The organism is Aliivibrio sifiae (assembly GCF_002954715.1).
Taxonomy (GTDB): Bacteria; Pseudomonadota; Gammaproteobacteria; order Enterobacterales; family Vibrionaceae; genus Aliivibrio; species Aliivibrio sifiae.
Genome location: NZ_MSCP01000001.1, coordinates 1,602,169 through 1,614,671 on the forward strand (window position 1 = coordinate 1,602,169; position 12,503 = coordinate 1,614,671).

Annotated in this window: 15 protein-coding genes; 2 read left to right on the forward strand and 13 right to left on the reverse strand. The window is 37.4% G+C overall.

Annotation, left to right across the window (positions count from 1 at the left end; genetic code table 11):
- Positions 1 to 27 precede the first annotated feature (27 nt).
- The gene (locus BTO23_RS07115) at positions 28 to 1,047 is read right to left on the reverse strand and encodes a DUF2955 domain-containing protein (protein ID WP_060990589.1); all 1,020 of its coding nucleotides are present in this window, start codon (positions 1,045 to 1,047) and stop codon (positions 28 to 30) included.
- Positions 1,037 to 2,164, reverse strand: a complete 1,128-nt coding sequence (locus BTO23_RS07120; protein WP_061001960.1) for an HlyD family secretion protein — start codon at positions 2,162 to 2,164, stop codon at positions 1,037 to 1,039. Before BTO23_RS07120 ends, BTO23_RS07115 begins: the two co-directional genes overlap by 11 nt.
- Before the next feature lie 274 nt (positions 2,165 to 2,438).
- Here BTO23_RS07120 and BTO23_RS07125 point away from each other — a divergent pair, with 274 nt between their 5' ends.
- Both BTO23_RS07125 and BTO23_RS07130 read left to right on the forward strand, forming a co-directional pair.
- Positions 2,439 to 3,446, forward strand: coding sequence for a helix-turn-helix domain-containing protein (locus BTO23_RS07125; protein ID WP_060990587.1), 1,008 nt, complete (start codon positions 2,439 to 2,441; stop codon positions 3,444 to 3,446).
- A gap of 112 nt (positions 3,447 to 3,558) precedes the next feature.
- Positions 3,559 to 4,014 (forward strand): hypothetical protein, encoded by a 456-nt coding sequence (locus BTO23_RS07130; protein WP_061001958.1) that lies wholly within the window; start codon positions 3,559 to 3,561, stop codon positions 4,012 to 4,014.
- Positions 4,015 to 4,270: 256 nt separating this feature from the next.
- On the opposite strand, the gene nadA is transcribed toward BTO23_RS07130, so the two are convergent.
- From nadA to cydB, 11 genes are all read right to left on the reverse strand, one after another.
- Positions 4,271 to 5,320 carry a quinolinate synthase NadA gene (nadA, locus tag BTO23_RS07135; RefSeq protein ID WP_060990585.1) on the reverse strand — a complete coding sequence of 350 codons (1,050 nt, stop codon included), beginning with the start codon at positions 5,318 to 5,320 and terminating at the stop codon, positions 4,271 to 4,273.
- Positions 5,321 to 5,432: 112 nt separating this feature from the next.
- Positions 5,433 to 6,200: a tol-pal system protein YbgF gene (gene ybgF, locus BTO23_RS07140; RefSeq protein WP_105063266.1), complete on the reverse strand. Its 768-nt coding sequence runs from the start codon at positions 6,198 to 6,200 to the stop codon at positions 5,433 to 5,435.
- Positions 6,201 to 6,225: 25 nt separating this feature from the next.
- The gene (gene pal, locus BTO23_RS07145) at positions 6,226 to 6,789 is read right to left on the reverse strand and encodes a peptidoglycan-associated lipoprotein Pal (protein WP_060990583.1); all 564 of its coding nucleotides are present in this window, start codon (positions 6,787 to 6,789) and stop codon (positions 6,226 to 6,228) included.
- A gap of 32 nt (positions 6,790 to 6,821) precedes the next feature.
- Positions 6,822 to 8,174 carry a Tol-Pal system beta propeller repeat protein TolB gene (gene tolB / locus BTO23_RS07150; RefSeq protein ID WP_105063267.1) on the reverse strand — a complete coding sequence of 451 codons (1,353 nt, stop codon included), beginning with the start codon at positions 8,172 to 8,174 and terminating at the stop codon, positions 6,822 to 6,824.
- 10 nt (positions 8,175 to 8,184) lie between these two features.
- Positions 8,185 to 9,216 (reverse strand): cell envelope integrity protein TolA, encoded by a 1,032-nt coding sequence (tolA, locus tag BTO23_RS07155; RefSeq protein ID WP_105063268.1) that lies wholly within the window; start codon positions 9,214 to 9,216, stop codon positions 8,185 to 8,187.
- A 15-nt stretch (positions 9,217 to 9,231) separates the two neighbouring features.
- The gene (tolR, locus tag BTO23_RS07160) at positions 9,232 to 9,678 is read right to left on the reverse strand and encodes a protein TolR (RefSeq protein ID WP_060990580.1); all 447 of its coding nucleotides are present in this window, start codon (positions 9,676 to 9,678) and stop codon (positions 9,232 to 9,234) included.
- Positions 9,678 to 10,364 (reverse strand): protein TolQ, encoded by a 687-nt coding sequence (gene tolQ / locus BTO23_RS07165; RefSeq protein ID WP_060990579.1) that lies wholly within the window; start codon positions 10,362 to 10,364, stop codon positions 9,678 to 9,680. Before tolQ ends, tolR begins: the two co-directional genes overlap by 1 nt.
- A complete protein-coding gene (gene ybgC / locus BTO23_RS07170; RefSeq protein ID WP_061001951.1) occupies positions 10,354 to 10,764 on the reverse strand; it encodes a tol-pal system-associated acyl-CoA thioesterase in 411 nt (136 codons plus the stop codon). Before ybgC ends, tolQ begins: the two co-directional genes overlap by 11 nt.
- A gap of 182 nt (positions 10,765 to 10,946) precedes the next feature.
- Entirely contained in the window at positions 10,947 to 11,249 is a 303-nt protein-coding gene (locus BTO23_RS07175; RefSeq protein ID WP_105063269.1) for a cyd operon YbgE family protein, read from the reverse strand.
- Positions 11,242 to 11,349, reverse strand: coding sequence for a cytochrome bd-I oxidase subunit CydX (gene cydX / locus BTO23_RS07180; protein WP_012550467.1), 108 nt, complete (start codon positions 11,347 to 11,349; stop codon positions 11,242 to 11,244). The genes BTO23_RS07175 and cydX overlap by 8 nt, the downstream gene beginning before the upstream one ends.
- 12 nt (positions 11,350 to 11,361) lie before the next feature.
- Positions 11,362 to 12,498, reverse strand: a complete 1,137-nt coding sequence (cydB, locus tag BTO23_RS07185; protein WP_061001950.1) for a cytochrome d ubiquinol oxidase subunit II — start codon at positions 12,496 to 12,498, stop codon at positions 11,362 to 11,364.
- Positions 12,499 to 12,503: the final 5 nt, after the last annotated feature.

Here is a 12,503-nt window from a genome sequence, read left to right on the forward strand (position 1 = left end):
AGCATTCCTTGTTATTTACATGCACACTTAAGTCTGCATATTTAAAAATTTCCAATGACGAGTTTCTAAGAAAAAAGAAACAACTATCATATAAATTCCAATTAAAAATAATTGAAATATGCGTATCAACATATTGTTATCAATATCGCCAGAGCTCATTAAAGTACTGCCTAACAAGACAAGTACCGTGCTAAATGCGGTTGCATATATTGGTGCTTTATCTGGTTTAGTGTAAATTTGCGTTGCCATAATGATAGCCACAAATGAAATAAACAAAGTGTAAAACGCAATGTTTGGCGCAAGACTTAAAATAGAAAAAACGCCTATCGCTAATAATCCACCAATACTATTACTAATAATTAAAAATGCACTTAACTTAACGGACTTTTCACCAGTGATCATTAGTGACAATAAAGCAATAAACATCATAGTTAATAATGCTTCAGATATTTGAAAAATAAAGAAAAAACAAACAACAGGAAAAGAAATAATCATGGCCCTAAAAGCCGCATGCCATCGTTGTTGTTTTGATAATGGAGAAGGTTGATAACCTGAGAACGTTGATTCTGGCTCAGGGAAGTAAATATGAACAAAAGCAAAAATAAGTACTGCAACAACCCCAGAACTGCTTAATCCTGTAGCTAAAAAGACAGAAACTCCAGGATTCGATATCGCCATAAAAGGCAACATTAATACAGCAATAATCAATATTGTTGCAAACAAATTCCACTTAGGATCGGTAAATAAATAATAGCCCCATAACATCATTAACCCGATAATAATTAACATTGGGATTGGATATTGAGTAATACCGTTTGCTAAAAATAATCCGAGCGCGATAGTCATTACCATTGCGACCATTAGTTCATAAATGGTTTCTTTGTTTAATTCTGGTTTATCTACTAAAAATTTAGCGACAAATACAGGCGCAACAAAAGCAAGTGGCCAATCAATCCAAGCGGCTAAAAATACAGCTAAGCCAACGCCAACGGTATATCGAATTATCTTCGTTTGAATTCGAGTATTCTCAATAAGACTATCGGACATAAGACATCAAGCTCACGAAACGGATCCACAACTTACCAATCGTATTGAAAACAATATTATCACCACTATAAACAATCACATCAGCTTGCCCGCCAATACGTAATAATCCTGTGGTTTGTGAATGTTCAAATTCAATCGCTATCGGTAGCATTTGAGTTTGGCGCAACCAGCCAGTTTGATTATTGGCTTGTGCTAATTTCCCAGCTTGATTATTTTGTCCCCAATCAACTCCCCAATCAACGCTAGAAACTGTTCCTTTAATCACCTTTCCTGGTGCAAAATCAAGTGCAATATCAACTTCATCGCCAACTTTAATATTGCCTAAACTGTTCTCACGAAAATAAGCTTCAATCCATATACTTTCTGTTGATACAAAGGTCATGATCGGTTGACCAGCAGAGGCATAGAAACCTTCAGAAAGACTAAAATTAGAGACTCCCCCTGCAGTTGGTGCTTTTACTTCTGTTCGCTCTAGATTAATTTGAGCTTGTTCTAAAGCTAACAATGCCGCTTTAATTTGACTGTTATCTTCACCATCCGCACCCAGTTGGCTTTTCGATTTTTCAAGATCTGCTCGAGCGTTAGTCACATTAGCTCTTGCTGTTGCTATCGTTGCACGAGCCTGATCGGCATCTGATTGAGAAACGACACCTCGTTCAGCCATTTCAAGAATCCGTGCAGATTGCAACTTCACATTTTCTAATTCAACGTTTGCACTTGTTAATCTTGCTTGTGAAGACGCAATAGCTGCAGTTTGAGCCCCTACATTTTGCCCTGCAATTTCTAAACTTTGTTCTGCTTGTTTTACCGCAATTTGATAATCAACTGGATTTAATTTAGCAAGCACATCCCCTTGCTTAACTAACTGATTAGGCTGAACTAAAATATCAAGAACCTGTCCAGATACTTGGGGTTTAATTGGGACAACATAACCTTTTACTCTGGCATTATCTGTTAATGGAATAACTCGATCTGAAATAATGCTAAACAATAATAAAACAGAGACCGTAATTAATAAGTAATTCGTAATTTTTCGAACTTTATTTACTTTTTTAGGCGCTTCAACTGCTTGTTCTACTTCATTTTCTTTTTTCGTCACGTCTATTTTTTCCGTCATAATTTAACCTACTACTAATTGATTCCATTCATATATATGTATAGTTGTTTTTTGAGATAAATCGAGTGATGCTTGTCAAAATTCACTTATTATTTAATAGTTTATTTATATAAAACTTTATAACGACGGGAATACCCTTACGCATTAAATTTGGGGGTTGTGTCGCAAAGAGAATATAAAAACAAATATATCAGGTTAGATAGGATGAAAACTTACCATTTTGCGCCAATAATTAATCTTACAAGTAAATGTGCAATAAAAAGGATCGCTATCTATGCAGAAAATAGCCTCAAAACCATTACCAATGATCCGCACTGGATATACAAAGATTCTTTTAGACGTGTTTTCAAAGCATGGTATCAACGTACAAGAACTATTAAATGATTCAGGCTTACCACCAGACTTATTTGAAACAGATAAAGATTATTTACCAGTAGAACCGGTTAAACGCCTTGTATATCTACTGTCTTCACAGGTTGGTGTAAATAGTTTTAGTGAATTATTACGCACTGCATTTCGTCAAAGAATAATACCTCAGATACTTAAACAATTTGATAGCACCGTAACCGTAAAGGAAGCACTTGAAAAAGTGAACATCATATTCAACCATGATTCACCAGGCAGCGAGATTACTTTTGAAAATGAATATGAGAAATACTGGCTCTGCCGTTCTGCCTCTTATGAAGATACGATTTATTTTATTTGGGGCGAAGTTTTTGCAGTCTTATATATTATTGAACTCATTCAAGCATTAACAAAATCAGATTGGTTTCCCGAACAAGTAAAGATACAACACGTTGATGATGAAGTAATTCGTTCAGCACTAAATCAAAAAACACAATTTTTTATATCACAAAGTAAAAGCGCATTATTGATTGATGAAAAAACACTTAACTCTACCGTTAAATTTATTCCATCAGATACAAAGCATAAAGAACCATTGGTTGAGTGGCATTCTAGCTTCAGTGATAGTGTTTTTACCTCATTGCTCCCTTATGTTCGAGAGCACTCTTTAAACATCAAGCAAGCCGCTAAGTTATTGCAAATGACACCAAGGACTTTCCAACGTCGACTAAAAGAAGAACGAACGTCATTTAGGCAGCTAAAAGAAAGTCTTATCTTATCAATATCATGTGAATTAATGGAAGAAGGTCACTCATTGACCCATATATCAAGTCAGCTTGGTTATAATAATATTTCTCATTTTTCACGAGCATTTAAACGCATTAGTGGGCTAACACCAAAAATATATAAAAAGTCGATTTTGGGACTTGCCGAATAAATTTACCATTATACGCCAATCAATTTTCTTTCACTTTTAATACGAATAATGCTTAGGCAATATAATAAACATAAAAACATTACATCAATTTAATTAACGGTCAGGAATTATTATGAGCTCAGTAGAAAAAGAATATGGTTTTAACACTCCACAACGTTTGTTTGTAGGTTACACACTGGCAGTACTAGTCGATCTAACGGTTCTAAATTTTTTTGATGAATATTGGGATTTTGTTAATATCGAATCATTCACAATTTCCTTTGCTGCTGCAATCCTACTGCAACTATTGTTAAAACTCTCAATTAATGCAGAACATAGAATTGCTGATTACTTTAAAAACAAACCAGGAACAGCCCCGAAGATATACCGAGGATTAAGCAGCTATGTGATTTTAGTTGGTAGTAAGTTTGTTATGTTAGAAGCGATCAACATTCTATTTGGTGATAAGGTATCGTTTAATGGACCATTAAATGGTGTTGTCGCTTTCTTTGCTGTGGTATTTACCATCCTAATTGCAGAGATAACAGTATCTAAAATTTACTTTGCTTTAAGTGATAAAGAAAAGTAATACCAATGTAACTAATTAGATGATCTATTTATTACGCAGGAAAATCACTTAAGAGTAAGGCAACAATTCTTATAAGTAGTTATTCTACAATAATAATTCTTAACGTAGCTATTGAGTTATTTAACCAGTAATAATGATCAGATAATTAATGGAATTGGTATAATTGCCACTGTACATAAATTAATTTATAAAAAATGGCGACCAATACGGTCGCCATTTTTATTGAAAGTAATTAGAGAATAATTAACTTTATAGATCATTTACGTGCGTTTAATTGCTCAGCAAAATCTAACATACGATTTAATGGAATAAGTGATTTCACACGGATCTCTTCATCAACGAAAATCTCATGCTCTGCGCCACCTTCGTTTAAGGCTTTCTCAATCGCAACAAGACCATTCATCGCCATCCAAGGGCAATGCGCACAGCTACGGCAAGTTGCACCAGCTCCAGCAGTTGGAGCTTCTAATAATTCTTTTTCTGGAACCATTTGTTGCATCTTGAAGAAGATACCTTTGTCAGTTGCCACTATCATTTTTTGTTGCGGTAATTCTTTGGCAGCTTTAATTAATTGACTAGTAGAACCAACCGCATCTGCCAACTCAACCACACTGGCCGGTGACTCTGGGTGAACAAGAACAGCTGCATCAGGATTAAGTGCTTTTGCATCTTTTAATGCTTTTGCTGAGAACTCATCATGAACAATACATTCGCCCTGCCATAACAGCATATCAGCGCCTGTTTTGTTCGCAATATATGAACCTAAATGACGGTCTGGCCCCCAGATGATTTTTTTGTCTTCATCATCCAAGTGTTCAACTATCTCTAATGCAATACTTGATGTTACAACCCAATCAGCACGAGCTTTAACCGCTGCTGATGTATTCGCATATACAACAACAGTATGATCAGGATGGGCATCACAAAAATCTGTAAATTTGTCTGCAGGACAGCCTAAATCCAAAGAGCATTCAGCTTCTAATGTTGGCATTAAGATGGTTTTTTCAGGCGTTAAAATCTTCGCAGATTCACCCATAAATCGAACACCAGCAATGACTAATGTTTGTGCCTCATGACGATTACCAAACTTAGCCATTTCTAATGAATCACCAACAAAACCACCCGTTTCTTCAGCCAATGCTTGAATTTCAGGATCGGTATAGTAGTGAGCAATTAGTACCGCATTTTTATCGTTCAGTAACTGCTTAATTTTAGCTATGTATTGTGCTTTTTCATCAGCACTTAGCTTCGTAGGTTTTGGTGGAAAAGGATATACTGTGTCGACGTGATCTAAAATATGGCCCATTGCTCAGCTCATTAATTTTTAAAAATAATCTGAGCATTATACCCCTTATGGCATAGGCAGCAAGGCAGTGACAATAAAAAAAGGAGCTCATGAGCTCCTTTTTACGTTCGATTTATAACGACTTCAACTGCTTATCCGCTGTTTTTGCGGTAGTGCTATCTGGGTACTCTTTAAGTACTTTTTGATAATATTTAGTTGCAGCTGCTTTGTTATTATTTCGTTTAGCAAGCTCACCTAATTTCAATAACGCATCTGCGCGTTTATTGGAGTCAGAATAACTTACTACTTTTGTAAAACTCTTAGCGGCTTCAATGTCATTCTTTTGCGCAAAATAAAGCTGACCTAGCCAATAATGTGCATTTGAGTTGTAAACCGAATCAGGATAGGCAGCAACAAAATCTTGGAATGCTTTAGTTGCTCCTGCATAATCTTTTTTCTTTAAAATTAAATCAACCGCATTTTGATATGCTTCATTTTCATTAGTATCAGTAGCATAAGCACCTGAAGATGAAGTATCGGCAGTATCAGTTGGTGTTGTTACAGGAACTGGCTTCGCTGTTCTCAGTGTATCGATTTCAATGTATAGCTGACGTTGGCGCTCTAGCATTTGCTCAAGCTCATAGCTATTACGTTCAACCGTTCCACGCATCTCTGATAACTCTTCAGATAAACCATCAAGTTGCTGCTGTAGTTGAAGCTGAATTTGATTACGGCTTTGAATTAAGCGTTCTAAACGCTCAATGCTTGAAAAGGATGCTGGAGCAGAAGACGTTGATGTTGCATTTAAATCAGTGACTGGAGCAGGAGCGGCGACCACAAGGGTCGCCGCACTCGCCAGCAACGTAAGCGGAATAATTCGCTTAAGGTTACTGTATTTCATATAAGTCAGCCTTATAAACTGTCGATTAGTATACTAATACTGCGCGACGGTTTTTAGCGTAATCTTCAGCAGATTGACCTAGTACTAGTGGCTTCTCTTCACCGTAGCTTACGATAGAGATTTGGTCAGCTGAAACACCTAGAGCTTGTAGGTATTTAGAAACAGCTTTAGCACGACGCTCGCCTAGTGCGATGTTGTACTCAGGAGTACCACGCTCATCAGCATGACCTTCTACTGTTACTTTAACGTCTGCATTAGCGCTTAAGAAAGCCGCGTGAGCTGCAAGCATATCTTCGTATTCAGAAGAAATTGTTGAGTTATCAAATGCGAAGTAAACAGTTTGAACTTTACGAAGCTCTTGCTCTGCTTGAGCACGAACTTCTTCTTCAGTCATTTGAGCATCAGCATCGATAGCTGAAACAACTGTTGTATCAGTTTGGCCTTCAGCGCCAGTTGTTTGAGTTTCTGCAGCATTTGTTGATTCTTGGCCAGCAGTACTGTCAGTTGCGCTGTCGCTAGAACTACAAGCAGAAAGAGCAACCACAGGCAGCGCGATTAAAAGACTCTTAAGAAGTTTATTTAGTTGCATTATATTTTCCTTATTTCCTAAATATTTAGTAGCTATAAAAATGGCGACCACGCTGGTGCCCTTACACGTCCGTTTGTCGCTGGTAAGCGAGCTTTAAAACGGCCATCTATAGAAACCATTGAAAGTACATTCTGTTTTCTATACATGGAACTGTAGATCACCATGCCGCCATTTGGCGCAATACTTGGTGACTCATCCAGTAGTGTCTTGGTTAAGACCTGGACGGCACCGGTTTCTAAATCTTGTTTCGCTAGATTAAATCCAGTCTCTGAGCGATTAACCATAACGATAAATTTACCATCTGGAGTAATCTGCCCACCAAGATTTTGACTGCCTTGCCAGGTTAAACGTTTTGTTGAACCGTCTTGTAAATTTACTCTATAAATCTGAGGTTTACCACCCCGATCTGAAGTAAATATTAAAGACTTGTTATCAGGAGCCCAAAAAGGTTCCGTATTATTCGATCTTCCGCGCGTAATTTGGCGCATTTTTTTCGTTTGTAAGTTTACAATATAAACCTGCAAGCTTCCTGTTTTTGACAATACGATAGCAAGTTCTTTACCATCATGAGAAAAACGTGGCGCTCCATTATGACGAGGGTAAGAGGCGATTAATTCTCGCTTACCCGTATAAATATTCATAATAAAAACTTGTGATTTTCTATTTTCAAAACTTACATACGCTAACTTTTTACCATCAGGTGACCATGCTGGTGACATAATTGGTTGTTTTGATTTTAAAACTAAACGTTCATTGTAGCCATCATAGTCAGCAATACGCAGTTGATATGGGTATTGTACTTTCTCATTCACAACAACATAAACAACTCGAGTAAGAAAAGCCCCTCTTTCACCCGTCAACTTTTCATAAACAACATCCGAAATACGATGCGCATACTTACGAAGCTGCTTTGTCGATAATGTCGCGACTTTATTTACTAGAATATGGTCTTGTGTTGCAACTAATTCACCACTGTTGTTAAGTGCTTTTGAGTTACCTTTTGTTAATTGACCACGAACGACGTCAATGAGTTTATAAGTAACTTCATACTTACCTTGAGCATTAAGCTTAACTTCACCCGTAACAATCGCATCAACCCCCATTTTAGTCCAAGCTTCGTAATTAATATCCGAATCTTTATAAGGAGTTTGAGGCATCTTATTCGTCGCTACCGGACTAAATTTACCACTACGCTGCAAATCAGATGAAATAATAGCAGAGATATCTTGTGGTAACTTGCCTTCACCATGCCATTTAAAAGGCACAATGCCTATTGGTCTTGCTGAATCTACGCCTTCAGTAATAACCAGTTCTAATTCTGCTCTTGCGATCTGACTAAAACTTAAACAGATGACAAAAAGAGTTAATATCCATCGTTTAAACACTTGTTCTTCCTTATTCTGGCTCTACCGTAAGGTTTATGTTTGTTAGTTTAGTAACAACATCACCGTCAGTTGGCATTGGGAATACATTTACTTTTGTTACTGCCGTTTTCGCTGCACGGCATACTTGTGCGTCACCACTTAATGTTGTCACAGATAGCAACAACCCTGATGATGCTAATTTAATTTTCACACGACAGCTTTTACCTCTGTAGGCTTCATCTGTTAATAAATTCTGTTGAATCATCTGAGTATAAATAGCACCGTATCGATTAACTTCATCATCAATATGCTGTTGTTTCGCAGAGCTATTTTGAACGGTCTCATCTTCTAAACCAGCAAAAATATCATTTAAAGCGGCTTCTTTCTGTTTACGCTCTGCTTCTGCTTTTACTGCTCGAGCTTTATCTTGTCGTGCTTTTTCTGCCGCAGCTTTCGCTTTTTCCACTCGTTCAGCTTCAGCCTTCGCTTTCTTATCAGCTTCTGCTTTAGCCGCTTTTTCTTTGGCTATTTTTTCTTTAGCTAAACGTTCTTTTTCTGCTTTAGCCGCTCGTTCTTTATCTACTCTAGCTTTCTCTGCTGACGCTTTAGCCGCTTTCTCTTTATCTGCTTTTATTTTAGCAACTCTGGCCGCTTCAGTCTTTGCTGCTGTTTCAGCTTTACGCTTTCGATCATTTTCAGCAGCGATGGCTTTCTTTCTATCATCTTCTGCTTTACGAGCTGCTTTTTTTTCTTTGACTTGCTGTTCTTTAAGTTTACGAATTCGGTCTTCTTCTACTTTACGGTTTTTTTCTAATTGGGCCGCTTGTTGTTTTAATCGTTTTAAACGCTCTTTTTCTGCACGTTCAGCTCTTTCTCTTTCTTGACGAATTTGAGATGCTTGTTTTGCAATAGTGTTAGGATCAATCACAACAGCTTGAATAGTATTAGGCTTCGCCTTTTCATCCAAAGAAAAATCACTTCCAAAAAGCAGCGCTGCAACGAGTAGCAAATGCAACACGACAGAAACAATGATGGCGAAGGTGTAATTATTATCCGATTTCATCAATGATTATTCACTCTATTCCTTGAGATCGGTAAGTAATCCAACTTTACTTACCCCTGCACGGCTTAATTCATCAAGAACTAAAACTATCTCTGAATATGGCGTGCTAGCATCACCACCAACCGCAACGGGTGAATTAGGTTTAATACTCAGCTCAGCTTTAACGTTAGTGATCATCTCTTGCATTGACATTGGTCGGCGAACTTCTTGGTTATCCACACTTAAACCAAGATTACCGTCTTTATCAACTTCAACTATGATAAACGTGGCATTTGGGTCTTCCCCTGCCATTGCTTGTGCTGATTTAGTATTCGTCATCTCTGGAAGTTCAACATCAACACCCTGAGTAACAAATGGAGCGGTTACCATAAAGATAATTAATAGTACTAACATGACATCAATGTATGGAACAACATTGATTTCTGCTGTTAATTTTCTTTTCTTTGGTTGATAGCCAGACATTACTTCTCCTGACTTGTCATTGCTTGACGGTGCAAGATGCTTGAGAATTCATCCATAAATGCCGCGTAGTTATGCTCTAACTTGCCTACTTTTACACTTAAACGGTTATATGCGATTACTGCTGGAATTGCCGCGAATAGACCCATAGCCGTTGCTACAAGTGCTTCGGCAATACCTGGGGCTACCATCGCTAGCGTCGCTTGCTTTACCGCACCTAACGCGATGAATGCATGCATGATGCCCCATACTGTACCAAATAAGCCAATGTATGGTGTAATAGAACCAACAGTTGCTAGAAATGGAAGGTTAGTCTCAAGAGCATCTACTTCACGAGATACCGTTACGCGCATAGCTCGAATTGTTCCATCCATTACTGCATCCGATGAAGAACCATTAACTCTAGATAAACGTGCAAATTCATTAAAACCAGAATAGAAGATTTTTTCTGTGCCACTAATTCTTTCTTTACGAACTTTAACTTCATTAAATAATTGCGCGAGATCCATGCCTGACCAAAATTTATCTTCAAAACGTTCGGCATCAGTACGAGCAACAGCTAACACTTTCGAGCGCTTAAAAATCATCGCCCATGACATTACAGATAAGCTCAATAAAATAAGCATCACGATCTTAACTAATAAACTAGCTTGTAAAAATAGATCGAGAATTGATAATTCACCTGTCACAAGATATCTCCGATAATATAAATAATGGTATCGCTGTTGGTTTCATTTTAGCGTTATCAATACAGGCTACCTTAACTGTAGCTTTGCACAATACTTTCCCTTCAAAATTAACCAATAACTGACAAAAGGTCAGTGATACCCTTTTAATTTCTGTTATGAATGTTTCAACAATAAGATGCTCATCTAATCGAGCACCTTGAATAAAGTCCATCGTTACATTTTTAACGACAAATCCAACTGATTTTTCTAAAAGCACTTGTTGGGAGACACCATGTTGGCGTAATAATTCCGTTCGTGCTCGTTCAAAAAATTTAAGATAATTTGAATGGTAAACAACACCACCGGCGTCGGTATCTTCATAATAAATGGTAATAGGCCATTTAAATGCACTTTTATCCACTGTACATTTCTCTTTTTATTGAAAAATTAGATGCTAACTATAACTGATAATTGACTATTTTCACTATATCAAATCTGGATTTTGGAGTTAAATCGTCAAAAAAAAAAGCGGGTCATTACTTTAAAAAGTAACAAACCGCTTAGTATGATGTTCCAATATACAAATTTTATTGGATGCTAAAACTACATGAAATAAAGGTAGCTAAAGTATCCCAAAATTAATATTGAAAAATACGGACTAAATAATAATTTCCAAATCCATTTCTGTGGAACAAATCCAACAGCAAAAATGAATGCCGTACATACCGAATAAATTAAGCCAGGAGCTAATAACCCACCAAAGCCACCAATTTGTTCAGAATATACCGTTGGCTCCCACATAAGCATTGCCATGTGAAAGATAGCCGCTCCAACTAATAACAATCGTACGATAATATTATTAATTGGGCGTTGAACATTATCTATTTTGTCAGCGAAATTACTCACTGTCTTTGTCCATCATTTCTGAATGCTCTAACCAAAGTGCATTAATGATTGCAAACGAACATGCTAATAGCACGCCTAGAATCCATGCGAAATACCACATAATAAATATTCCTTAGTATAGAGACGTTTTGTTCTCTTCGATGAATTTAGCATCAAGACGACCAAACATTTTGTAGTACGTCCAAATAGTATAAGTAAGAATAATTGGAACCATTACAACAGCAACGCCTGTCATGATTTTCAATGTTAACTCACTTGAAGTTGCATCCCACATAGTTAAACCATGATCAGGATTAAAGCTTGATGGCATTACGAATGGGAATAAAGCAAAACCAGACGTTAAAATAACACCAGCATTCGTTAAACTTGAGCTTAAGAATGCTAAACCACCGATGTTGGCACGAGAAGCAATAATCGTAACGATTGGCATCACTACCGCTAGGATTGGAGCAATCCAAAGTAATGGGTATTCATTGTAATTATTAAACAATGCACCTACTTCACGAATCACGTCTTTATTTAGAGGATCTGACGGTGCGTTATGATCAAGTACACTTGTAATTACATAACCTTCGATACTTTGAGCCCAGAAGCCTGCAATAACAAATAGCACGATTACCGCTAAGCTACAGATCATTGCTACATTACGAGAACGTGAATGAAGTTCATCCGTCGTTTTCATTTGTAGCCATGTTGCACCTTGTGTGATGAACATTGCTGAGCTAACTAAACCACACAATAATGCGAATGGGTTAAGCAGTTCAAAGAAACCACCATGATAGCTAAGCATCATTAAGTTATTAAGCTCAAATGGTACACCTTGAAGTAGATTACCAAATGCAACACCAAAAATTACTGGTGGAACAAAGCTACCGATAAAGATCGCTGCATCCCACGCTGAACGCCAGCGTTTGTCTTCAATTTTAGAGCGGTAGTCAAACCCTACAGGGCGGAACCACAATGACGCTAATGTTACGATCATTGCTAGGTAAAAACCTGAGAATGATGCGGCGTAAACTAATGGCCATGCTGCAAATAGAGCACCACCTGCGGTGATTAACCATACTTGGTTACCATCCCAGTGAGGTGCAATTGAGTTAATCATAACTCGACGTTCTGAATCTGTTTTACCGATAACGGGTACTAGAGCACCAACACCCATATCGAAACCATCTGTTACAGCGAACCCAATCAGTAATACACCGATCAATGCCCACCAAACAAATCGCAATACTTCATAATCAAACATTGCTC

Bases quoted from the DNA above. Each gene is read 5' to 3' on its own strand.
- cydB (WP_061001950.1), bottom strand. From the start codon at position 12,498: ATGTTTGATTATGAAGTATTGCGATTTGTTTGGTGGGCATTGATCGGT.
- pal (WP_060990583.1), bottom strand. From the start codon at position 6,789: ATGCAACTAAATAAACTTCTTAAGAGTCTTTTAATCGCGCTGCCTGTG.
- BTO23_RS07120 (WP_061001960.1), bottom strand. From the start codon at position 2,164: ATGACGGAAAAAATAGACGTGACGAAAAAAGAAAATGAAGTAGAACAA.
- cydX (WP_012550467.1), bottom strand. From the start codon at position 11,349: ATGTGGTATTTCGCATGGATTCTAGGCGTGCTATTAGCATGTTCGTTT.
- tolR (WP_060990580.1), bottom strand. From the start codon at position 9,678: ATGTCTGGCTATCAACCAAAGAAAAGAAAATTAACAGCAGAAATCAAT.
- nadA (WP_060990585.1), bottom strand. From the start codon at position 5,320: ATGGGCCATATTTTAGATCACGTCGACACAGTATATCCTTTTCCACCA.
- BTO23_RS07130 (WP_061001958.1), top strand. From the start codon at position 3,559: ATGAGCTCAGTAGAAAAAGAATATGGTTTTAACACTCCACAACGTTTG.
- BTO23_RS07125 (WP_060990587.1), top strand. From the start codon at position 2,439: ATGCAGAAAATAGCCTCAAAACCATTACCAATGATCCGCACTGGATAT.
- tolA (WP_105063268.1), bottom strand. From the start codon at position 9,216: ATGAAATCGGATAATAATTACACCTTCGCCATCATTGTTTCTGTCGTG.
- ybgF (WP_105063266.1), bottom strand. From the start codon at position 6,200: ATGAAATACAGTAACCTTAAGCGAATTATTCCGCTTACGTTGCTGGCG.
- BTO23_RS07115 (WP_060990589.1), bottom strand. From the start codon at position 1,047: ATGTCCGATAGTCTTATTGAGAATACTCGAATTCAAACGAAGATAATT.